This is a genomic window from Sphingomonas sp. RB1R13 (assembly GCF_036663775.1).
Lineage (GTDB): Bacteria > Pseudomonadota > Alphaproteobacteria > Sphingomonadales > Sphingomonadaceae > Sphingomicrobium.
In genome coordinates, this window is record NZ_JAXOJM010000001.1 from 55,875 (window position 1) to 76,894 (window position 21,020).

Here is a 21,020-nt window from a genome sequence, read left to right on the forward strand (position 1 = left end):
GCCCCGATTAACAAGGCTCCAGCTGTTGGGAGACTCTAAAGATTATTCGGCTCTGCGGCGTCACGCGCGAAGAAGATAACGACCCGAAGCCCCTGATCGTGCGCGGAGAAAACCTCGAGCTTTGCTTTGGCATTTTGCTTGAGGGACTGCGCAATTACAGCGCCGAGCTTGCCGGATTTTGGCCAGCTGGTGCCTTCAGGCAAGCCAATGCCATCATCCGAGATTTCCACTCGACAGCCACTGTCATCGACCAAACTTGATATGGCAATCGTACCTTTGTCTCGGCCAACGAAGGCATGTTTGAGGGAGTTTGTCATGAGTTCGTTGACAACTAGCCCGGCTGGCATGGCGACATTAATCGAACAAGGCCACGCATCGACCTTCAGTTCGAGCCGAACCCCCTCGACTGCGTGTGCTTCCATCACTGACGATGCGATCTTGCTGAGGTACACTCCTAGATCGATGCCATCGTTGGCATTCTCTCCGGACAATAGGTCGTAAAGCAGCGCCAGAGAGTTGATGCGTCCGGCAAGGCGGTCAAACCGTTCTCCCGTTTCGTCATCCGCGACGTTTCGAGCCTCCATCCGAATCAGTGCAGTGATCATTTGCAGGTTGTTTTTGACGCGATGTTGCAACTCGCGAAGTAAGACATCCTTGTCCCGTAACAATTGCGCCTGCTGCTCGCCAGAGGACCGGTGGCCCGATCCCGTCGCCGCCAGCGCCACCAAACGGAAGACAGGAACGCCTTCGTCCGACTCAATTGTATTCGACCATGCATCGACGTCGACTCGGCGGTCACCGCACTCAATCGTAAACGCACCTAGGTATTCGTCGTCGGCTACAACCGCGTCGCCGAGTGATGTTTCATCACCATGCGCCGTCGCGACACCGGGCAGAACCTTCCAGTCACTCCCCTGAATTTCTTCAGCGGACTTCCCCGTCATCCGCTCAAATTCAATGTTACAGTAGGTGATCGCCTCTGAAGGGCCCAATTCGGCAACCGCGATGGCAACCGGGACGTGATCAAGAAACTGCTTGAACCGGTCACTCTCTAAGGCGTCCGCAAGGCCAGGAGTTGCAAGCAATTGCTCGACTCCGTCCGCGTCATTCAAGTGGTCCATCGCCCCGCCCTTTTAAGCGCGAACCAATCCCGATTATTTCCGCTGATTCGCATGCATGCTTTTTCACGCCAAATCGGGCTTGTCGATGGTACAACGGGCAAATCAGGATTTTCTCTCCGGACAAGCCTTTGTCTGACCCCACAAGTAAAATATTGATCATAGGACTTGAACATTGCGTCATGAAGGAAATGCTGAGCACGTCGAGCTTGTTTCTAGGAAGGTCAGGCCGGGTCGTGATCGCGCCGGCCTGATCTTCGCGCCCAGCTCGAGGGTAACCCGCAGCGCCGCCGACGGATAGATTCCGCCCGTGTCGCGCGACGGATAATCCGAATGCGACACGCGCCCCAGAATCACACCGTCGACCTGCGGCACTCCCTCGAGCACCGATGCCGCACACTTCGACCCGGTCGACTTAAGGCGTGACCTTATCATCGACATAGCCAATTGCTCAATTGCCCACGCTTAAGGCATTCGCTCATTCACTACCGACTAAATGGGTAAGGCGGTTGTCGATTTGATGTCGCTCAGGGCCACAATCGAGTTGATTTCGCCCACGCCCGGCACCTTGCTTAGCTTTTCGAAAAAGAAGCGTTCGTAGGCGTCGATGTCGGCGGCGACGATGCGCAGCATGAAATCGACCGCCCCCATCAGCACATAGCATTCGAGCACTTCGGGGAAGCCGCGGATCGCTTCGGCGAACTCGTCGAGGTGCTGGCGGCCGTGGGCGGACAGCTTGACCTGCGCGAAGACCTGCGCGGTGAGGCCGACCTTGCGCCGGTCGACCAGCGCAACCTCGGCGCGGATGATGCCGTCTTCGCGCATGCGCTGGATGCGCCGCCAGCAAGGGGATTGCGACAGACCGACCTCTTCGGCGATGTCCGCGGTCGATCGCGTGGCGTCCGCCTGCAGGATGTTAAGGATCTTGCGTTCGAAATCATCCAGCGGTTCAACCATTCTGAAAAGCCAGTTCTTTCGGTTAATCTATGCGTGTTATGCGCCTAGTGCGTCGTGAAAGCAAAGAATTGCCGCATGATAACGGTTATTACCCTTGTCCTTGATGAGGACCAGTTTTGTGAACAGCTTGCGGATCGACACCGACCTTGACCTTGGCGTGCCGTCGCGGGTGCTCGACCTGCTGGTGGCGCAGGCAAGGCTGCCCGAACGGTTCGAGCTGGTGCGAGGCGGCGAGCGCTATGGCATCGTCATGGGCTTTGCCGATCTGCCAGCAAATGCAGCGGCTACGATGGCGGCGCGGATCAGACAGATGCCGGGCGTGCTGATGGTTGAGCAGCGAGCGTCGGCGCGATGACAATGGTCGCGCAACAGCCGCTGGTCGCGAGCAAGGCAGAAGTGTCGGGTGCCGCCTTCCTGCTCGAGCAACTGGCTGAGCTCGGGGTCGACACGCTGTTCGGCTATCCCGGCGGTGCGGTGCTTCCGCTCTACGATGCGCTCGTCCAGCAGGATCGCATCCACCACGTGCTTGTGCGGCATGAACAGGCGGCAGTCCACGCGGCGCAAGGCTATGCACGATCGACGGGGAGGCTTGGCGTTGTGCTGGTAACGTCAGGACCGGGGGGCACAAACACGCTGACCGGGCTGACCGACGCGCTGATGGATTCGGTGCCGTTGCTGTGCGTTGCAGGGCAGGTCAATCGCGCGCTGATCGGGACTGATGGGTTCCAAGAAGCCAATATGATTGCCCTGTCGCGAGCGGCCACCAAGTATAATGTATCGGTTCGTGATCCGGCGCAGCTTGGCGAACTTGTCCGTCGCTGCGCGCATGTGGCGCTCGATGGACGCCCTGGACCGGTGCTGATCGAAGTACCCAAGGACGTGCAGGGCCTTGTCCGCGCGCGCGCACATTTCGACGGGCAGTGCCCTCCCCTGTCGATCGCCGCTCCCCCGCGCGCTGGTGGCGCTGCCATCGCGAAGGCGGCGGCGCTGATTAAATCCGCACGGCGCCCGATCCTCTATTCGGGCGGCGGCGTGATTAATTCCGGGGCGAAGGCTGCGGCCGGCTTGCGTGAGCTTGCGCGCCTGACCGGCGCGCCTGTGACGAGCACGCTGATGGGGCTGGGCGCCTTTCCTGCGTCGTCGCCGCAATGGCTCGGCATGCCGGGGATGCACGGCACCTATGAAGCCAATCTGACGATGCACGGCTGCGACGTGATGGTCTGTATCGGGGCGCGGTTCGATGACCGCGTGACGGGTCGGCTCGACGGCTTCGCGCCCAATGCACGCAAGATCCATATTGACATCGACCCCAGCCAGATCGGCAAGGTCGTGCCTGTCGAGGTCGCGCTTGCCGGCGATTGTGGCGAAATCCTAGAGGCGCTGCTCGTGGCGCTCGGCGATTCGCCGTTTCCGGCGAACGACGCATGGTGGGCCGACATCGCCGGGTGGCGGGCAGAGCGCTGCCTTGACTATGTTCAAGGCGCCGACATCATCGTGCCGCAGCATGCCGTTCGGCGCCTGTTCGAGCTTAGCCAACCCCACGACCCGATCATCGCGACCGAGGTCGGCCAGCATCAGATGTGGGCGGCGCAGCATTTCGGGTTCGAGCGGCCGATGCGCTGGCTGACGAGCGGCGGGCTCGGCACAATGGGCTATGGCCTGCCCGCGGCAATCGGGGCGCAAGTCGCGCATCCGGAGGCGCTCGTGATCGACGTCGCCGGGGAAGCGTCGATCCAGATGAATATCCAGGAGCTGGCAACGGCGGTCCAGCACCAGCTTCCGGTCAAGGTGTTTATCCTCAACAACGAACACATGGGGATGGTCCGCCAGTGGCAGGACATGCATCATGGTGGGCGCCATGCGCATAGCTATGCCAGCGCGCTGCCCGATTTTGTGCGGCTGGCAGAGGCGTATGGCTGGACCGGGCTCAGGGTAAGCAATCCCGTCGCGCTCGACGCAACAATCACCAGGATGATCGAGACGCCCGGGCCGGTGCTGGTCGACTGCTGTGTCAGTGCGCTCGAAAATTGCCTGCCGATGATGCCGTCAGGCGCGGCGCATAACGAGATTGTGCTGCGCTAACCGGATGAGCGGACGAGCCTCGCGGGTTTTGGGCGCTCCGCCGCGTGCGGTCGCGCCACTTCGCGTACCGAAGACCGCCTGTCGCGAACAACTGCCTCGGCCGACTGCTCCTCGTGCATCGCCATCAGCGACTGGAGCAGTTCGTCGTCGGCGCTCGACATGATCCCGAGCACTTCGGCTTCGGCGCACCCGTCGGCGGCGAGGTAGGCGTGGCCCATGCTCGAATCGATGTAGATCGACTGGCCTGTGTCGAGCGTGACCGGATCGTAGAATTCGGTGGTGACGACGATTTTCCCGCTGAGGACATAGACAAATTCCTCGCCGGCATGGTGGACGAGGTCGCCAAACTCCTCCTCGGTCTTGGCGCGGATCTTGGTGATCACCGGGATCATCCGCTTGCGGCGAAGTTCGGTGCACAGATAATAATAGTCGTAGTTGGGAGTCTCGACCCGCACCGCATTGGCAATGTCGCCCAGGCTGCGGCGGGCGGTGACGGGGGGGGGCGCCTCGTCATTCGACTCGGCGAACAGGTCCGACATGCGCATGCCCAGCCGCTGGCTCAGCTGGTACAGCTTGTCGTAGGTTAGTGTCAGCCGGTCATGCTCGACCTTCGACAGCGTCGACACCGGAATGCCGCTGCGCTCGCTCATTTCCTTGAGCGTCCAGCCTTCGCGGCTGCGGACGCTTCTCAGCAAGGCGCCGAGCGTGGGTGCAGCCGAGGGCATCAGTCAGCCTTTCTAGTTGACGAATTTTCTGATCAGGATAACACTGTCCTGATCAGAGTGACTAAAGACGCATTATGGGTCGGACACCGCCGGTGTGCAATCCCTGCAATGTTCAGGAGGCGAAGATGAGGTTTTGGCGGTGGGCTGCGCTTGGCGCAATGATCATGTCCGCAGGCAGCGTTGCGCAGCTTCGGCAGCCGGCAGCGTCGCTCGCGCCGCCGACCGGCGCTCCGGCCGCTTCCGCCGCGACCGTTCCGGCGACGGGAACAGCTGGGCTGGCGAGCCTCGACAAGATCAGCGTCGATTCCTGGCTCGACGGCTACCTGCCTTATGCACTGCGCACCGCCGACATCCCCGGCGCGGTGGTCGTGGTGGTCAAGGACGGCCAGATATTGACGGCGCGCGGTTTTGGCTATGCCGACCTCGCCAAGCGCACGCCCGTCGATCCCGATCGTACGCTGTTCCGCCCGGGTTCGGTGTCGAAGCTGTCGATCTGGACCGCGGTGATGCAGCAGGTCGAGCAGGGCAAGGTCGACCTCGACAAGGACGTCAACACCTACCTTGATTTCAAGATTCCGGCGCGCGACGGCCAGCCGGTCACCATGCGCCAGCTGATGACCCACACTGGCGGGTTCGAGGAAACCGGCAAGTCGATCATCTTTTACGATCCCGCCCACATCCAGTCGCTCGGTGACTATCTGAAGGGCTCAATGCCCAAGCGCATTTTTGCGCCGGGTACGACGCCGGCTTACTCGAACTGGGGCACGGCCCTCGCAGGCTATATCGTCCAGCGCACGTCGGGCGAGAAGCTCGAGGACTATCTCGATGCCCATGTGTTCGCGCCGATCGGGATGAAGAACACGAGCTTCCGCCAGCCGCTCCCGGCCAATCTCGCCGGACAGATGGCGGTTGGCTATCCGCGTCTGGGCGAACCCTCACCTGGCTTCGAATATCTCGGGCCATGGCCTGCGGGATCGCAATCGGCGAGCGGCACCGACATGGGCCGCTTCATGATCGCGCAGCTGGACAACGGCCGGGGGCTGTTGCAGCCCGCGACAGCGCAGATGATGCACGCCAGCCCGATCGACAAGGTCAACCCGCTGTCGCTCGTCCCGCCCCTCAACCGGATGGAACTTGGCTTCTTCGAGACCAACGTCAACGGCCGCGAAGTGATCGGCCACCTTGGCGATACCGAGGCGTTCCATACTTCGCTGCACCTGTTCATGAAGGACCGGGTCGGGCTCTACGCCTCGTTCAACAGTCCGGGCAAAGCCGGCGCCGTCCAGAACTTGCGGACCCAATTGTTCATGGATTTCGCCGACCGCTATTTCCCCGACGTCAGCCCGCTCGCCGGACGCGTCGATGCCAGGACCAGCGCCGATCATGTGCGCATGATGGCGGGCGTATGGGAGGCCAGCCGCCGCTGGCAGACCAGCTATTTCTCGATGCTCAACTTGCTTGGTCAGTTCAAGATCGAGGTTGGGCCGAAGGGTGAACTGGTCGTCCCCGGACTGCTCGGCCCCAACGGCCGTCCGCGCGAGTGGGTCGAGATCGCTCCCTTCCTGTGGCGCGATCGCAATGGCCATGACCGGCTGGCGGCGAAGGTCGTCGACGGACAGGTGGTCCGCTGGAGCATGGACTTCTTCTCGCCGTTCGAAGTGATGGACCGCGTACCGTCGGGACGTTCGTCGGCATGGATCCTGCCGGCCCTTTATGGGAGCTTGCTGGTCATGCTGCTGACGGTCATTGCCTGGCCCGTCGGGTGGTGGAACCGCCGCCGCTTCAAGGCCGAGCTGGCGCTTTCCGGGACCCCGTTGCGGACCGCGCGGGCGAGCAAGGTCATGGCGCTCGCCACTTTGCTCGTCATGGCCGGATGGGGGACTGCGGTCGCGCTGATCCTGAAGAGCCCGAGTTATCTCACCGGGTCGCTCGATCCGTTTTTGTGGCTGCTCCAGATCGCGGGTATCATCGTCTTTGTCGGCACTGCGCTCGTCACCGGGTGGAACCTGTGGACGGCGTTCAAGGACGGCAGCCGCTGGACCCGCAAGCTGTGGGCGGTGCTGTTGTTTCTGGCGGCATTATTGATGCTCTATGTGGCGCACACCTTCGGGCTGATGGCGCTCACGGTGCAATATTGATGCCGCGCCTGACGATGCCGCGCCTGACGATGAGCGTCGCGACCGAGACGCTTCGGCTGGCCAAGCCGTTCCGTATCTCGGGCTATGTGTTCGAGGGTTCGGACGTCGTCGTCGTGACACTGAGCGACGGCGAGCATGAGGGGCGCGGAGAGGGCGGCGGGGTATTCTTCCTCGGCGACGATATCGGGCACATGCTCGCCGCGCTCGACGGGGCGCGAGCAGCGATCGAAGCGGGACGGAGCCGCGAGGAACTGCGCTCGATCCTCCCCCCCGGCGGCGCCCGCAACGCAGTCGATTGCGCGTTGTGGGATCTCGAGGCGGCGCGCGCAGGCAGGCCCGTGTGGCAACTCGCCGGACTGAGCGAGCCTAAGCCGCTGCGCACGACTTTTACGCTCGGCGCCGACACGCCCGAGGTCATGGCCGAGGGCGCGCGCAATTACGCCGACGCGCGGTCGATCAAGATCAAGCTGACCGGCGACGTCGACCTCGACCTCGACCGAGTGGCGGCCATCCGCGCGGCGCGCAACGACGTGTGGCTCGGGGTCGACGGTAACCAGGGGTTCGGCATCGGCGACCTCGATGAATTGGTGGAGGGATTGGTGGCCCAGCGCGTGTCGCTGCTCGAGCAACCGCTCGCGCGCGGCCGCGAGAGCGACCTCGACGGCTATGCCTCCGCCATCCCGATCGCGGGCGACGAAAGCATCCTGTCGCTCGATGATGTGCCCGGCGCGGTCGGACGGTTCGACGTGATTAACATCAAGCTCGACAAGTGCGGTGGGCTCACCGAGGGCCTCATCATGGCGCGCCTCGCCCGCGAATTGGGTCTTGGGGTGATGGTCGGCAATATGGTCGGCTCAAGCCTCGCCATGGCCCCAGGCTTCGTCCTTGGCCAAGGGTGCGACGTGGTCGATCTCGATGGGCCGACCTTCCTCGCGCAGGACCGCCAGCCCAGCGTGCGCTATCATGACGGGATGATCACCGCCGGACCCGAAGTGTGGGGCGCGGGCGCGAGGGTCGCGGCATGACCGCCGAGGGGACCTGGTTCGGCCAGCCGCGCGGGCTGACCGTCCTGTTCCTGACTAACATGTGGGAGCAATTCTCCTATTACGGCATGCGTGCGCTGCTGGTCTATTACATGACCAAGCAGCTGATGATCGGCCAGGCGCAATCCTCGTTCCTCTACGGCGCTTACACCGCGACGGCCTATTTCACGCCGATCTTGGGCGGGGTCATTGCCGACCGCTATCTGGGCAAGCGCAAGGCGATCATCATCGGCGCGAGCGTGATGGCGCTGGGTCATTTCATGATGACCTTCGAAGGCCTGTTCTATGCCGCGCTGGGGGCGATCGCGCTTGGCAACGGACTGTTCCTGCCGAGCCTGCCGAGCCAGGTCGGCGACCTCTACAAGCGCGACGATCCCCGCCGTGGCTGGGCGTATAATGTCTATTACGTCGGCATAAACATTGGCGGGTTCCTGGCGCCGCTGATCTGCGGCACGCTCGGCGAAGTCTATGGCTGGCATTATGGCTTCGGCGCTGCCGGGATCGGGATGCTTGCGGGGTTGGTAATCTATCTGTCGGGCCAGAAATATCTTCCGCCCGAGCAGCCGCGCAAGACGAAGGTCGAACGGGTGGCCGTGCGAGGCTTCGACCGGCGCACGATATTTGTCCTGATCGGGATCGGCCTGGCCGTGACAGTGTTCCGCGCTGCCTATGAGCAGGTCGGCAATACGGTCGCGCTGTGGGCCGACAGTGGGGTCGATCGGCGGGCTGGATCCTTCTCGATCCCGATGACTTGGTTCCAGTCGCTCAATCCGTTGTTCGTGATGCTGTTGACGCCGCCGCTGCTCGCTTACTGGCGGCGGCGTGCAGCGAGCATGCCGGGCCAGTCGCTCGCCCGCCGGATGGCGTTCGGGTCACTGCTGGTCGGGCTGGCCTATCTGCTGCTGGCGGCGGTCGTCGCGGTGTCAGGCTCGCAGCCCGCGGCATGGGCATGGTTCCTGCTGTTCTTCCTCGCCTTCACCTTTGGCGAGCTGTTCATTCTGCCCACCGGGCTCGGCCTGTTCGCGAAGCTCGCCCCCGCGCACCTTGGCGCGACAACGGTCGCCGCCTGGTATCTGATCATCTTCACCGGCAGCCTAAGCGCCGGTCTGGTCGGGACATTGTGGAGCCGAATGGGCCACGCGACCTATTTCGCGATGCTCGCCGCGATTGCCGGGGTTGCGGGAGCGATGCTGCTGGCGATGGGCAGCGGAGTCGAGGCCGCCGAACGTCGCAATGTCGAAATGAGCGATTCTGGTTGACTATTCTCTGATCAGGACAATAATGTCTGATATAGGATGAACCGGGCAGACCTCATAACGAGGCTGTACGCACGACATAATCCGGCTCGGGGCCGGTTTGGGGAGCTAGACATGACCAACTTTCGCAGCGCGCTGATGTTTTCCGCAAGTGCCATCGGCATGGTGTGGGCTGCTCCGGCGCTCGCCGCGCAGACTGTTCCCGCCGCGCAGAGTGCGTCCACCGCCACTTCGAGCGCGCAGGACGTCAATTCGCAGGATATCATTGTTACGGCGCAAAAGCGGACCCAACTGCTGATCGACGTGCCGCAGTCGATCTCCGTCGTTTCGGGTGCGACCCTCGAGCATCAGCAGGCCAATAGCTTTGAGGACTATCTTAAGCTTGTTCCAGGTCTTCAGCTAAACCAGTCAACCCCTGGATCGGGTCGCCTGATCTTGCGCGGCGTGAACACCGGAGGGGTCGCATCGACCGTTGCCGTTTATGCCGATGAAACCCCCTTCGGCTCGAGCAGCGGCCTTGCCAACGGCGCCGTTTTGGCGGGCGATTTCGACACGTTTGACGTTGCTCGAATCGAAGTGCTCCGAGGGCCGCAAGGTACCATTTATGGGGCGAGCTCGCTCGGAGGCGTGCTCAAGTTCGTCACCAACACGCCGCAGCTCGACAAGCTCGCGATCCGCGGGCGGATTGGCGCCGAGACCACGGCGGGAGGCGAGATGGGTTATCTTGGCAACGGCATGATCAACGTGCCGCTGTCACCCGCCCTCGCGTTCCGCGGAAGCGTTTACTACCGTCGGCAAGGCGGCTTCATCGATTCGATCGGGACCGCGGGATCGGATCGCGAGAAGAACATCAACCGCTCGGACAGCTATGGCGAGCGTGCGTCGCTGTTATTCAAGCCGGGATCTGTCTTCTCCCTTCGCCTGAGCGCCATATTCCAGAACATCAATTCGGGTGCACCGTCGGTCGTCGAGAGCGATCCGGTGACCCTGAACACCCTCTACGGGGGGCTGACCCAGTCGCAATATGTGCCTTTGTTCAGCCACCTCAAATATCGCGTCTACAACGCCACCGCCAACCTCGACCTTGGCTTCGGCAACCTCACCTCGTCGACCAGCAAGAGCAATCAGCGCCAGACTTTCCGCCAGGACACAACTACCCGCTACAGCCCAGTGCTGCAGTTCTTCTTCGGCGCTGCCAATGATTCCTACATCGGCCAAATCAACGACGTCAGCCGCTTCTCGCAGGAGCTCCGTCTGTCCGGCCATTCGAGCGCCATCGACTGGCTCATCGGTGGTTACTACGACCGCGAAAAGGGCCTCGTCCGCCAGCATCTGCAGGGCGTGGTGCCCAACACACTGACCCCGGTCGCGACCTTCCCTCAACTTGCCGATATCGACCTCCGTTCGGTCTATCGCGAGCAGGCCGGCTTCGCCAACGCGACGGTCCACTTCGGTCCAATGTTCGATATCGATCTTGGCGGACGCTATAGTCATAACGCCCAGCGCGCGACCCAGATTGGCGCAGGCCTGTTAGGTGGCGGCGTCATTCCCGAAACGCGCTCCTCCGAGAATGTCTTCACCTATTCAGTGGCGCCGAAGGTCAAGTTCGGTCGCAATATGTCGCTCTATGCGCGCGTCGCGAAAGGCTTCCGTCCCGGCGGCCCCAACGTCCTTCCGCCCGCCGCTCCGGCGAGCACGCCGCGCACATACCGCTCGGATTCGCTGATTAGCTATGAGGCCGGCATCAAGGCGCAGAGCGAGAACCGGATGTTCTCGGTCGATGCCTCGGTCTTCCACTTGGACTGGAAAAACATCCAGCTGCTCGCTGCGGTCAACGGCTTCGGAGTCAACACCAACGCCGGCAAGGCCAAGAGCGACGGCGCCGAAATCACCGGCACCGTGCGGCCGATGGTCGGGCTGGATCTGTCCGCCAACGCCGCCTACACTAATGCGCGACTGAGCGAAGATACCCCGGCGATCGTCGGCGGGCGCAGCGGCGACAAGTTGCCTTTCACGCCGCGCTACAGCGTCGGCCTCAACGGCGATTATAGTTTCCCTGTCGGTGCCGGTAGCAAGGCATTCCTGGGCGCTTCGCTTCGCTATCTGGCGAAACAATACGGCGAATATGATGCCGCCTATCGCACGACTTACGGCCATCAGCGCCAGCTGCCTTCCTACACCGTCATCGACCTGCGCGGTGGGCTCGATTTCGGCAAGGTCGAGCTCGAGGCCTACGCCAAGAATGTTGGCAATTCGCATGGCAAGACGTCGACTTCCTCGGCGGGGCTCTACCCGGCGGGCGCAATCGCGACCGGTGTTATCCGCCCGCGGACGATCGGGCTCACGCTCACGGCCAGTTACTAGCTCCCGTGGCGCTTGCGGACCTCGACGCGGTCGAGCGACAGGTCTTCGGCGATCGGGGAGCATTGGGGCTCCCCGCCCCGTATCTGCTGTTCCTCGGCGACACGACCGAACCCGGCTATGCCAAGACGGCATTCGGGCTGAGGGATTGGGCCCGCGAGCGTTGCGTCGGCGAGCTAGCGCTTCCTGGCGCGACGGTGAGCACAGGGCTGCCGCGCATGACGACCGCGCAGGCGGCTGCGGCGGGTGCCAAGGCGTTGTTGATCGGCGTCGCGACCCCAGGCGGACTAATCCCCGAAGCGTGGCTGTCGACGCTCCACGGCGCGCTGCTGGACGGGCTTGATCTTGTCTCGGGGATGCATGTCCGGCTGCACAGTATCGCGTCGCTGCGCGAGGCGGCGGCGCATCTCGGGCGGCGGCTGGTGGACGTTCGCGATCCCCCTGCCGACATCCCCATCGCGTCGGGCCGCAAGCGCAGCGGAAAGCGCATTCTCACTGTCGGCACCGACTGTGCGCTAGGCAAGAAATACACCGCCCTGGCGATCGAGCGCGGGTTGCGCGCACGCGGAATCATTGCCGACTTCCGCGCCACTGGGCAGACCGGAATCATGATCGCCGGCAGCGGCATTCCGATCGACGCGGTGGTCGCCGATTTCGTGTCTGGCGCGGCGGAGATGCTGTCCCCCGACGCCGCGCCGAACCACATCGACGTGATCGAAGGACAGGGCTCGCTCTATCACCCGGCCTATGCCCCGGTGTCGCTCGGCCTGCTTCATGGCAGCCAGCCGGACATGTTCATTGTCTGCCACGAGCCGGGACGCACGCACATATTGGGTCATCCACATTATGCCCTGCCTTCGATCGAAGAGGTCATCGCGCTGACCATCGCCTGTGGGCGGCTGACCAACCCCGCGATCCGCTGCGCCGGGATCAGTCTCAACACGAGCAAGCTCGATGACGCGGCCGCGGCGACGGAGATCGAGGCCGCCGCGCGTCGGCTCGGGCTGCCGACCGCCGATCCGGTGCGCGGCGGGGCCGACTTCGAGCGCCTGCTCGATGCCTGCGCAGCATGACCGAGCCTGCGGCTGCACCGTCGACCTGGTTCCAGCGGTTCCTCCTTCCGGGCTTCGCGTTCAAGGCGGTGGTCATCGGCGGCGGCTATGCGACGGGGCGCGAACTGGCCGAATTCTTCCTCCCCGCGGGGCCATGGGGCGGGCTGGCAGCGATGATCCTTGCGATGCTCCTGTGGAGCCTGGTCGCGGCCGTCACTTTCGCCTTCGCCCATGCGCGCCAGTCATTCGACTATCGCAGCTTCTTCGCCGAGCTGCTCGGTCCCGGCTGGATCATCTTCGAGATCGCCTATGTCCTGTTCGTGATCCTGATCCTGGCGGTGTTCGGCGCTGCGGCAGGCGCGATCGGGGCAGCGATGTTTGGCCTCCCGCCGTTGATCGGAACCTCAGCGCTGGCGCTGTGCATCGCCGCGTTCGCCGCCTTCGGCAACGCCTCTGTCGAGCGGCTGTTCAAATATGTCTCGTTCCTGCTTTACGGCGTCTATGCGCTGTTCCTGCTGCTCGCGCTGACTCGTTTTGGCGATTCCATCGCCCACCACTTCGCTGCGTCCCAACCGCCCGCCAACGGCTGGCTGCTCGGCGGGATCACCTATGCCGGCTACAACATCGTCGGCGCGGTCGTGATACTGCCAGTCCTCCGCCACCTGACGAGCCGCCGCGACGCGGTCATCGCCGGGCTGGTCGCGGGACCGCTCGCCATGGCGCCGGCGATCCTGTTCTTCATCTGCATGGTTGCCTTCCTGCCGGGCATCGCCGACCAGACGCTTCCGTCGGACTTCCTGCTGACGCAGATGAATGTCCCCGCCTTCCACTTGCTGTTTCAACTGATGATCTTCGCCGCGCTGCTCGAGAGCGGGACCGGTTCAGTCCACGCCATCAACGAGCGGGTCGCCGCCGCCTGGCACCACCATCGCGGGGGCGAGCTCGGGGTAGCGCCACGCGTCGCCATCGCCGCAGTGCTGCTCATTGGCTGCATGTTTGTCGCCGACCGCTTCGGCCTCGTCGCGCTGATCGCCAGGGGCTACCGCGCGCTCGCCTACGTCCTCATCGCCATCTACGTCGTACCACTGCTCACAATCGGGCTGTATCGGTTGACCCGGTCGCGGCGCCGGACCCAGGAGACCGCATGAACAAGCTTGCCCTGATACTGCTCGCTATCGCCGCCCCGGCGTTCGCCGCGCCCCCCGCCAACTTTGATGCCCGGGTCGAGTCCGTGCGCCAGGCGGCAGGCGTGCCCGGCATGGCCATTGCCATCGTCGAGAATGGCCACACCGTCCTGGCCAAGGGCTACGGCGAGCGCCGCCTTGGCAGCGGCACGAAGGTCGATGCCGATACGCTGTTCCTGATCGGGTCGACGACCAAGGCGATCACCACTGCCGCCCTCGCCACGCTGGTCGACAGCGGCAAGCTCGGCTGGGACGACCGCGTCGTCGATCGACTGCCGGGCTTCCAGATGTACGACCCGTGGGTCACGCGCGAGATGACGGTACGCGATTTGCTGGTCCATCGCAGCGGCCTGGGACTTGGTGCCGGGGATCTCCTGTACATTCCGCGCGGAAGCCTTTCCCGGGCGGAAGTCGTTCGCCGGCTACGCTACCTGAAACCATCGGGCAGCTTTCGCGACCGTTATGCCTACGACAATATCCTTTACATCGTCGCGGGGCAGTTGATCGAAGCCGTCAGCGGGCAAAGCTGGGAAGACTATGTCCGCGAGCATGTCCTGGTCCCGGCCGGCATGACACGCGCGACGACCGATGAAGCGCATCGGTTGGCGGACTTCAATCGCGCCCAGCCGCACGCGCGCTTTGGCGGACCGGTGCGCGGCACCGGCGAGCAGCGTCTGCTCGACGAGCGCGATCAGCTTGCGCCGGCTTCCGCCCCCGCCGGGTTGATTGCGCTGAGCGCCAACGACATGGCGAAGTGGCTGACACTGCAGCTCGCGCACGGCGCCCTTCCAGGGGGCGGCCGCCTGTTTAGCGAAGCTTCGAGCAAGGAGATGTGGTCTCCGGTCACGCCGGAACCGATCGCCGCGCCGCCGACCGCCATCGCCGGGACCGCACCGCAGTTCCAGGCTTATGCGCTCGGCTGGGAAGTCCGCGATTATCACGGGGCGAAGATTGTCTGGCACGCGGGCGGGCTGTTTGGCTTTACCTCCGTCGTCGTGCTGATCCCCGAAAAGCAGGTCGGCTTCGCGATCGAGGTCAATAGCGAGGATATTCAACCGCGCGTCGGTCTGATGTACGAGCTGCTCGATCATTATCTGGGCTTGCCGAAGCAGGACTGGCCGAGCCGCTTCGCCGCCTATCGACAGACTCGAATCGCCGAGGCCGAAGCCGAAGTGCGTCGCGCGGTCGCCACACCCGTGAAGGCCGGCCCCTCGCTGCCGCTCGCCGCCTACGCCGGGCTTTATTCCGACCCCTGGTATGGGCACATGGCCGTGGCCGCAACGGGTAACAAGGCGACGATCGACTTCAAGACCACCCCGGGGATGAAGGGGCAGCTGGACCATTACCAATATGACACGTTCATCGCGCGCTTCGACGATCGCGCGATCGAACCGGCCTATGTCACCTTCGGGCTGGGCGCCGACGGCAAGGTCGAGCGGATCACGATGAAGCCGGTCTCGCCGATCGCCGACTTCAGCTTCGACTATGGCGACTTCCTGTTCACTCCTGTCGGCGCAAATCGATGAAGAGTCCTATTGCCCGGATGCTTAGTCCCGTGCTCGTCGCCCTGTTGCTGGGCAGTTGCGCACCCAGATCGATAAGCGGGACGTCGAACGAGCCGCAGTTCCTGTCTCTTGACACCCACCTCGACACGCCCGTGCACTTCAGCCGCGCCGGATGGAGCTTTGCCGATCGTCACGACCTCGCCACCGACCTGTCGCAGGTCGACATGCCGCGAATGCGCGAAGGCAGGCTGAGCGGTGGCTTCTTTGCCATCTTTACCAAACAAGGGCCACTGACCCCCGTGGGCTACGCCGCCGCGCGCGACTTCGCGTTTGGCCGGTCGAAGGAAATTGACGAAACGCTCGCCCGCTTTCCCGACCAAATTCAGCCGGCCCGGCGCGCCGACGATGCCTATCGTATCCACGCGGCCGGCAAGCTGATCGCTTTCAAGAGTATCGAGAACAGCTACCCCCTCGGCGAGGACCTCGGCCTCCTCGAAAAATTCTACCGCGAGGGGGTGCGTCTGGCCGGCCCGGTGCACAGCCTCAATAACCAGTTCGCCGACTCGTCGAGCGACACGCCCCGCTGGAATGGGCTGAGCCCGCTCGGCCGCCGCTGGGTCGCGGAAATGAACCGGCTTGGCATGGTCATCGACGCCAGCCACGCCTCGGACTCCAGCTTCGACCAGCTGCTCTCTTTGTCCAAGACACCGATTATTCTGTCGCATTCGGGAACACGCGCGCTTCACGACTTCCCTCGCAACATTGATGACAACCGCATTCGCAAGCTTGCCGCGACAGGCGGTGCAATCTGCTTCACAACTATCTATCTATCGCCTCTTAATATCGGACCCGATCGTGCCAAGGTGTTCGATAAACTGGACCACATCGGGGAGTTGTCGCCCGCTGATCAAGCTGACCTAACCCGCCGCTGGCGAGCGCTGGACGCTAAACAGCCGCTGTGGTCGTCGACCTTCAACGACTATATGGTGGCACTGCTACACACGATCAAAGTCGCCGGTCCTGATCACGTGTGCTTCGGTGCGGACTGGGATGGGGGCGGTGGCATTTCCGGGATGGGGGACGTTACGGCCATGCCCGCTGTCACGGCACGACTCCGCGCAGCGGGCTATGGTGACCTCGACCTCGCCAAAATGCTCGGCGGCAACGTATTGCGAATTGTGCGCACGGCCGAAGGGCGAAGGATGCGCGAACCGCGTTGATCCGCATAATATGAAGTAGCGGAAGCTGACTGGCGAGTCACAGGATTCGCCGTCGGGTGTCGGAACGACCGAATCTTGAGCGCGAAGAGGTCACTGGCGCCTCGGCCAGCCCGAGGGTATCGCCGACGTCTTCGCCTTCCTCGCTTCCGACGATGCGAGGTTCATCACCGGGCAGGGCATCATCGTCGATGGCGGCGTCATGTCGCACAGCTAGCCCGACTGCCGACTCGCCAAAGCGCGGGTGAAACGCCGCACCGGTCGGATCAGGGTTTTGGCTCAGCGAATCGACATTCCCTCGGCGATGATCGCTTCGGCGCGCGCGAAGAGCTCAGGCGCGACGATCGCGCCAGAGGCACCGGCATTGTCGATGACCTGCTCGGGCCGCGAGGCGCCGATGATAGCCGAGGCAATGTTGGGCTCGCGCAGGATCCACGCGAGCGCGAATTGGGACAGCGACAAGCCTGCCTCGTCGGCCAGCGGCTTCAATTTTTCGACTGCGACCAGCAGCGGTTCGCGAAGCATCCCGCCGATAAAGTCATTCATTCGATCATTGGTCGCGCGGCTGCCGGGGGGCGGCGCCCTGCCTGGCTGATATTTACCGGTCAGCACGCCCTGGCCGAGCGGGGACCAGACGATCTGCGAGATACCATTGGCAGCGCACAGCGGGATGACCTTGTCTTCGGGATCGCGGTGGACGAGCGAATATTGCGGCTGGCTGGACACGAATTTCTCGACCCCGACCATGTCGAGCGCGGCCTGGATCTTGTCCGCAGGCCATTCGGAAAAGCCGATATAGCGAGCCTTTCCAGCGGCGACGACGTCGCTCATCGCGCGCATCGTCTCCTCGAGCGGAGTGTCATCATCATAGCGGTGGCACTGGTAGAGATCGACATGGTCGGTAGCGAGCCGCGATAGGCTGTCATCGATTTGTTTGAGGATCTGGGCGCGCGACAAGCCGCGATTATGGTCGTCCATCGGAAAGAAGACCTTGGTCGCCAGGACGTAGCTGTCGCGCGGGCGGTCGGCCAAGGCTCCCCCAAGGAAGCTTTCCGCCGCGCCGGCGCCATAGACGTTGGCAGTATCGATGAAATTGATGCCGACGTCGAACGCGGTGTCGAGACAACGCCGCGCGGAATCCGCCTCAACCCCGACGCCATAGGTCAGCCAAGAGCCGAGCGAGATTTCCGAGACGGACAAGTCGCTGCTGCCCAATTGGCGATATTTCATGAGTTTCTCCCGTTGATGGTGGGCCAACGGGCGGCGCGCCGGCTCGTTCCAGGCACCCGCTTGTGAGCTTCGTAATGTCGCCCAGTTGACAGATGCGGCGCGACGCGGTCTTCTGTCGTCGCTCGTTCATTGTCGCTCTGCTCGGCGGCGGCCAAGGCATTGAAACGACTTTCCATGGCAAACCACAGGCTGGCGCGAACCGCGCATGTGCTGCGTTCACCAATGTCCTGGCCGCTTAGGGCAAGGCGAATGTTCATTGTCTGCGCACCGCTGAGCCTGCCGTTATGGATCGGGGCGATCATCAGCGTCGCCACCTTGCGCACCGCGCGAACAGCACTGCGGCCAGTCGTCCACTTCTGTACCAAGCCTGCCCGCAGGCGGCATTACCGATCCTATCCATCAGGCACGAGCCGCTAGGCATCAGTCGACCAGCTTGCCGGGGTTCATGATCCCGAGCGGGTCGAACGCGGCTTTTATCGCATGGAGCGCGTGGAGCCGTGACGAAGGGCCGAGGCGGGCGAGTTCGTCCTTCTTCATCTGGCCGATGCCATGTTCGGCCGAGATCGACCCGCCTGCAGCGACGACGAGGTCGTGGACCAGCGCGCTGGCAGCGGTGCCATGGGTCGCAATCCAGCCAGCCTTCTCGACGGCGGGCGGGCGGACGTGGAAGTGGACATTGCCGTCGCCCAGGTGGCCGAAACCCGAGGCATGACTTCCGGGAAAGGCGCGTTCAACCGCGGCGGCGGCCTCGACCATGAAGCGCGGCATTGCGTCGACGGGCACGGAAATGTCGTGCTGCAGCGCAGGGCCGAGGCCGCGTTCGGCTTCGGAAATGGAATCGCGAAGATGCCAGAAGGCGCGGGCCTGCGCCTCGTTGGCAGAGATTGTCGCGTCGTCTATCAGGCCGTCGGCGAGCGGCGCGGCGAGGAGGCGTTCGAGCAGGGCGGTCGCGGGTTCTTCGCCGGGCGAGGTAGAAGTTGCTTCGATCAGCAGGTGCCACGCGTGGGTACCAGCGAGCGGCGCGCGGGTGCCGGGGATGTGGGCAAGGACGAGCTCGAGGGTTTCCCGGGGCACGATTTCGAAGCCTTCGATGCGTCCGGTCTGGGCTTCGAGGCGGCGCAGCAGGTCTAGCGCCGCTTGCGGATCACCGACCGCGGCCCAGGCGACGGCGCGGTCGGTCAGCGCGGGCGAGAGGCGAAGCGCGGCGGCGGTGATGATCCCGAGCGTGCCCTCGGCGCCGATCAGCAGCTGGTCAATGCTGTAGCCACGATTATCCTTCTTGAGCCCTGACAAGCCGTCGTGGATCGAGCCATCGGGAAGAACGGCTTCGACCCCGGCGACGAGACTGCGCATCGTGCCGAAGCGCAGGACCTGCGTTCCCCCGGCGTTGGTCGAGACGAGCCCGCCGATGGTCGCGCTGCCGCGAGCGCCCAGCGTCAGAGTGAAGCGGCGTTGGATGGTGGCGGCGGCGTCGTGGAGGGTTTCGAGGATGACCCCGGCTTCGGCGACCGCGGTGGCGGGGGAGAGGCTGCGGATGGCGTTCATTCGGCGCAGCGAGATGAGCAGGGCGGATCCATCCGCAGGCGGAGTCGCGCCGCCGACCATGCCGCTGTTGCCGCCTTGGGGGACGAGCGCCACGCGGTGCTGGGCGGCAAGGGAGACGAGCGCGGCGACCTCGGCGGTCGAGGCGGGCTGGAGCATGGCTGGAGTTGCGCCGTGCCAGCGGCCGCGCCAGTCGGTCAGCCATGGTTCGATGTCCGACTGGTCGGTGACGACGGCCTTCGGTCCAAAGCGATCGAGCGCGGTCGCGATGAGCGCGGCGGCGGTCATCGGTCGCACCGCGCCGACGCGTCGTCGCGGTGGACAAGGCGTCCAGCCTGGACGACGTCAGCGATGCAGCGCAGCGCCGCAACGTCGGCGAGCGGATCGCGGTCGGTGGCGACAAGATCGGCGGCGGCGCCGGGGCTCAGGCTGCCGACCTTTCCGGCCATGCGCAGCGCGATGGCGGCTTCGGACGTGGCGGCGGCAATCGCCTGTATCGGGGTCATGCCGAAGCGGACCATGTAGGCAAATTGGCGAGCGCCGAGGCCGTGGGGATAGACTCCGGCGTCGGTGCCGAAAGTCAGCGGGACGCCAAGACGGACGGCCTTGGCGAAGCCGGCGCGCTGGAGATCGGTCGTGTCGCGATTCTTCTTGAGATATTCGGGTGTCCAGTGATCGCGCGTGCCAACCTCCTCGATCCAGTCGCCGTCGAAAATGTCCATGTCGAGCCAGACGTGACGCGCTTTGGCGAGGGCGAGACCTTCGTCGTCGATGAGGCTAGCATGTTCGATGGTCCACGCTCCGGCGCGGATCGCGGCCTTGATCCCTTCGGCGCCATGGGCGTGGGCGATGCAATAGGTGCCAAGGCGCTTGGCCTCGTCGCAGGCAGCGGTCATTTCGGCGGGGGTGAGCTCGAGCTTGCCGGCGTCGCTTCCGACCGCGAGGACCGCGCCGGTCGCGATCAGCTTGATGAAGTCGGCGCCGCCGTGGATCAGCCGGTCGACTGCGGCGCGGGCTTCGGCGGGACCGCGCACTTCCCCGATGCGGAATTCGGGGCCGATGACCGTCCCCTTGGGCGCGCCAGTGACCGCGCCGCCACCGCCGGGGATGGTGATATAACCGCCCGCGACGATCATCCGCGGGCCTTCAACCTCATGCGCGGCGATGGCATTGCGCAGCGCAACGTCGCCAAGCCCGCGATAGACGCCGACATCACGGATGGTGGTGAAGCCCGAATGGAGCATGATCCGCGCGGCCTCGGCGCCTTTGAGCGCGGTGTCGGCGGCGCTGTGCTTGAGCGGCTCAGCGGGGTCGCTGGTTTCGGCATAGCCGTCGGCAACGTGGGTGTGGAGATCGATCAGTCCGGGGAGGACCCAGCGGGCGGACCAATCGAGGTCGGCGCGGTCGGTCGGGCGCCAGGGAGCGATCGAGGCGATCTTGCCGTCGGTCATGACGATCAGCTGGTCTGTGGTGACGGTGGCGCGTTCGGGGTCGATAAGCTGCCCGGCGCGGATGCGGAGCGTCTCGGCCGGGGCGGCGGTCGCGGCGAGGATGAGGATAAGGGCGAAAAAGCGCATCGTGCAGGCTTTGCAATTTGGGCGGGCAAGGGC

At 64.0% G+C, this 21,020-nt stretch carries 17 protein-coding genes and 1 pseudogene; 11 read left to right on the top strand and 7 right to left on the bottom strand.

What is annotated here, in order from left to right:
* Nucleotides 1-35: 35 nt before the first annotated feature.
* Both U1700_RS00290 and U1700_RS00295 read right to left on the bottom strand, forming a co-directional pair.
* On the bottom strand, nucleotides 36-1,121 hold the full coding sequence (locus U1700_RS00290) for a sensor histidine kinase (protein ID WP_332749160.1): 1,086 nt from the start codon (nucleotides 1,119-1,121) through the stop codon (nucleotides 36-38).
* Nucleotides 1,122-1,610: 489 nt separating this feature from the next.
* Nucleotides 1,611-2,075 carry an Lrp/AsnC family transcriptional regulator gene (locus U1700_RS00295; protein ID WP_332749161.1) on the bottom strand — a complete coding sequence of 155 codons (465 nt, stop codon included), beginning with the start codon at nucleotides 2,073-2,075 and terminating at the stop codon, nucleotides 1,611-1,613.
* A 103-nt stretch (nucleotides 2,076-2,178) separates the two neighbouring features.
* On the opposite strand from U1700_RS00295, the gene U1700_RS00300 reads away from it, so the two are divergent.
* Both U1700_RS00300 and ilvB read left to right on the top strand, forming a co-directional pair.
* Nucleotides 2,179-2,430: a hypothetical protein gene (locus U1700_RS00300; protein WP_332749163.1), complete on the top strand. Its 252-nt coding sequence runs from the start codon at nucleotides 2,179-2,181 to the stop codon at nucleotides 2,428-2,430.
* Nucleotides 2,427-4,157 (top strand): biosynthetic-type acetolactate synthase large subunit, encoded by a 1,731-nt coding sequence (ilvB, locus tag U1700_RS00305; protein WP_332749164.1) that lies wholly within the window; start codon nucleotides 2,427-2,429, stop codon nucleotides 4,155-4,157. Before U1700_RS00300 ends, ilvB begins: the two co-directional genes overlap by 4 nt.
* On the opposite strand, the gene U1700_RS00310 is transcribed toward ilvB, so the two are convergent.
* The gene (locus U1700_RS00310) at nucleotides 4,154-4,882 is read right to left on the bottom strand and encodes a helix-turn-helix domain-containing protein (protein ID WP_332749166.1); all 729 of its coding nucleotides are present in this window, start codon (nucleotides 4,880-4,882) and stop codon (nucleotides 4,154-4,156) included. The two genes, ilvB and U1700_RS00310, sit on opposite strands and share 4 nt — an antisense overlap.
* 125 nt (nucleotides 4,883-5,007) lie before the next feature.
* Between U1700_RS00310 and U1700_RS00315 the strand changes: the two genes are divergently transcribed.
* The 9 genes and pseudogenes from U1700_RS00315 to U1700_RS00355 all read left to right on the top strand — a co-directional run.
* Nucleotides 5,008-7,020, top strand: coding sequence for a serine hydrolase domain-containing protein (locus U1700_RS00315; RefSeq protein ID WP_332749167.1), 2,013 nt, complete (start codon nucleotides 5,008-5,010; stop codon nucleotides 7,018-7,020).
* Nucleotides 7,020-8,045: a dipeptide epimerase gene (locus U1700_RS00320; RefSeq protein ID WP_443025856.1), complete on the top strand. Its 1,026-nt coding sequence runs from the start codon at nucleotides 7,020-7,022 to the stop codon at nucleotides 8,043-8,045. The genes U1700_RS00315 and U1700_RS00320 overlap by 1 nt, the downstream gene beginning before the upstream one ends.
* The gene (locus U1700_RS00325) at nucleotides 8,042-9,322 is read left to right on the top strand and encodes a peptide MFS transporter (protein ID WP_332749168.1); all 1,281 of its coding nucleotides are present in this window, start codon (nucleotides 8,042-8,044) and stop codon (nucleotides 9,320-9,322) included. Before U1700_RS00320 ends, U1700_RS00325 begins: the two co-directional genes overlap by 4 nt.
* Nucleotides 9,323-9,433: 111 nt before the next feature.
* Complete coding sequence (locus U1700_RS00330) at nucleotides 9,434-11,683, top strand: TonB-dependent receptor (RefSeq protein WP_332749170.1); 2,250 nt, start codon at nucleotides 9,434-9,436, stop codon at nucleotides 11,681-11,683.
* Between the two features lie 5 nt (nucleotides 11,684-11,688).
* A complete protein-coding gene (locus U1700_RS00335) occupies nucleotides 11,689-12,753 on the top strand; it encodes a DUF1611 domain-containing protein (protein WP_443025857.1) in 1,065 nt (354 codons plus the stop codon).
* Nucleotides 12,750-13,880 (top strand): YkvI family membrane protein, encoded by a 1,131-nt coding sequence (locus U1700_RS00340; RefSeq protein WP_332749171.1) that lies wholly within the window; start codon nucleotides 12,750-12,752, stop codon nucleotides 13,878-13,880. Before U1700_RS00335 ends, U1700_RS00340 begins: the two co-directional genes overlap by 4 nt.
* Entirely contained in the window at nucleotides 13,877-15,442 is a 1,566-nt protein-coding gene (locus U1700_RS00345) for a serine hydrolase (protein ID WP_332749172.1), read from the top strand. The genes U1700_RS00340 and U1700_RS00345 overlap by 4 nt, the downstream gene beginning before the upstream one ends.
* Nucleotides 15,443-15,471: 29 nt before the next feature.
* Nucleotides 15,472-16,641, top strand: coding sequence for a dipeptidase (locus tag U1700_RS00350; protein WP_332749173.1), 1,170 nt, complete (start codon nucleotides 15,472-15,474; stop codon nucleotides 16,639-16,641).
* Nucleotides 16,642-16,750: 109 nt separating this feature from the next.
* Nucleotides 16,751-16,855 (top strand): annotated as a pseudogene (locus U1700_RS00355) (SDR family oxidoreductase); the annotation flags it as partial.
* 62 nt (nucleotides 16,856-16,917) lie between these two features.
* Here U1700_RS00355 and U1700_RS00360 read toward each other — a convergent pair.
* The 4 genes from U1700_RS00360 to U1700_RS00375 form a co-directional block, all read right to left on the bottom strand.
* On the bottom strand, nucleotides 16,918-17,868 hold the full coding sequence (locus U1700_RS00360; protein ID WP_332749175.1) for an aldo/keto reductase family protein: 951 nt from the start codon (nucleotides 17,866-17,868) through the stop codon (nucleotides 16,918-16,920).
* Nucleotides 17,865-18,182 (bottom strand): hypothetical protein, encoded by a 318-nt coding sequence (locus U1700_RS00365; protein WP_332749177.1) that lies wholly within the window; start codon nucleotides 18,180-18,182, stop codon nucleotides 17,865-17,867. Before U1700_RS00365 ends, U1700_RS00360 begins: the two co-directional genes overlap by 4 nt.
* Before the next feature lie 106 nt (nucleotides 18,183-18,288).
* On the bottom strand, nucleotides 18,289-19,698 hold the full coding sequence (locus tag U1700_RS00370; RefSeq protein ID WP_332749179.1) for an FAD-binding oxidoreductase: 1,410 nt from the start codon (nucleotides 19,696-19,698) through the stop codon (nucleotides 18,289-18,291).
* Nucleotides 19,695-20,987: a metal-dependent hydrolase family protein gene (locus U1700_RS00375; protein WP_332749180.1), complete on the bottom strand. Its 1,293-nt coding sequence runs from the start codon at nucleotides 20,985-20,987 to the stop codon at nucleotides 19,695-19,697. Before U1700_RS00375 ends, U1700_RS00370 begins: the two co-directional genes overlap by 4 nt.
* Nucleotides 20,988-21,020: the final 33 nt, after the last annotated feature.

What these genes read in the sequence shown, in the direction of transcription:
- U1700_RS00290 (WP_332749160.1), bottom strand. Translation starts at nt 1,121, where the DNA reads ATGGACCACTTGAATGACGCGGACGGAGTCGAGCAATTGCTTGCAACT.
- U1700_RS00295 (WP_332749161.1), bottom strand. Translation starts at nt 2,075, where the DNA reads ATGGTTGAACCGCTGGATGATTTCGAACGCAAGATCCTTAACATCCTG.
- U1700_RS00300 (WP_332749163.1), top strand. Translation starts at nt 2,179, where the DNA reads ATGAGGACCAGTTTTGTGAACAGCTTGCGGATCGACACCGACCTTGAC.
- ilvB (WP_332749164.1), top strand. Translation starts at nt 2,427, where the DNA reads ATGACAATGGTCGCGCAACAGCCGCTGGTCGCGAGCAAGGCAGAAGTG.
- U1700_RS00310 (WP_332749166.1), bottom strand. Translation starts at nt 4,882, where the DNA reads ATGCCCTCGGCTGCACCCACGCTCGGCGCCTTGCTGAGAAGCGTCCGC.
- U1700_RS00315 (WP_332749167.1), top strand. Translation starts at nt 5,008, where the DNA reads ATGAGGTTTTGGCGGTGGGCTGCGCTTGGCGCAATGATCATGTCCGCA.
- U1700_RS00320 (WP_443025856.1), top strand. Translation starts at nt 7,020, where the DNA reads ATGCCGCGCCTGACGATGCCGCGCCTGACGATGAGCGTCGCGACCGAG.
- U1700_RS00325 (WP_332749168.1), top strand. Translation starts at nt 8,042, where the DNA reads ATGACCGCCGAGGGGACCTGGTTCGGCCAGCCGCGCGGGCTGACCGTC.
- U1700_RS00330 (WP_332749170.1), top strand. Translation starts at nt 9,434, where the DNA reads ATGACCAACTTTCGCAGCGCGCTGATGTTTTCCGCAAGTGCCATCGGC.
- U1700_RS00340 (WP_332749171.1), top strand. Translation starts at nt 12,750, where the DNA reads ATGACCGAGCCTGCGGCTGCACCGTCGACCTGGTTCCAGCGGTTCCTC.
- U1700_RS00345 (WP_332749172.1), top strand. Translation starts at nt 13,877, where the DNA reads ATGAACAAGCTTGCCCTGATACTGCTCGCTATCGCCGCCCCGGCGTTC.
- U1700_RS00360 (WP_332749175.1), bottom strand. Translation starts at nt 17,868, where the DNA reads ATGAAATATCGCCAATTGGGCAGCAGCGACTTGTCCGTCTCGGAAATC.
- U1700_RS00370 (WP_332749179.1), bottom strand. Translation starts at nt 19,698, where the DNA reads ATGACCGCCGCCGCGCTCATCGCGACCGCGCTCGATCGCTTTGGACCG.
- U1700_RS00375 (WP_332749180.1), bottom strand. Translation starts at nt 20,987, where the DNA reads ATGCGCTTTTTCGCCCTTATCCTCATCCTCGCCGCGACCGCCGCCCCG.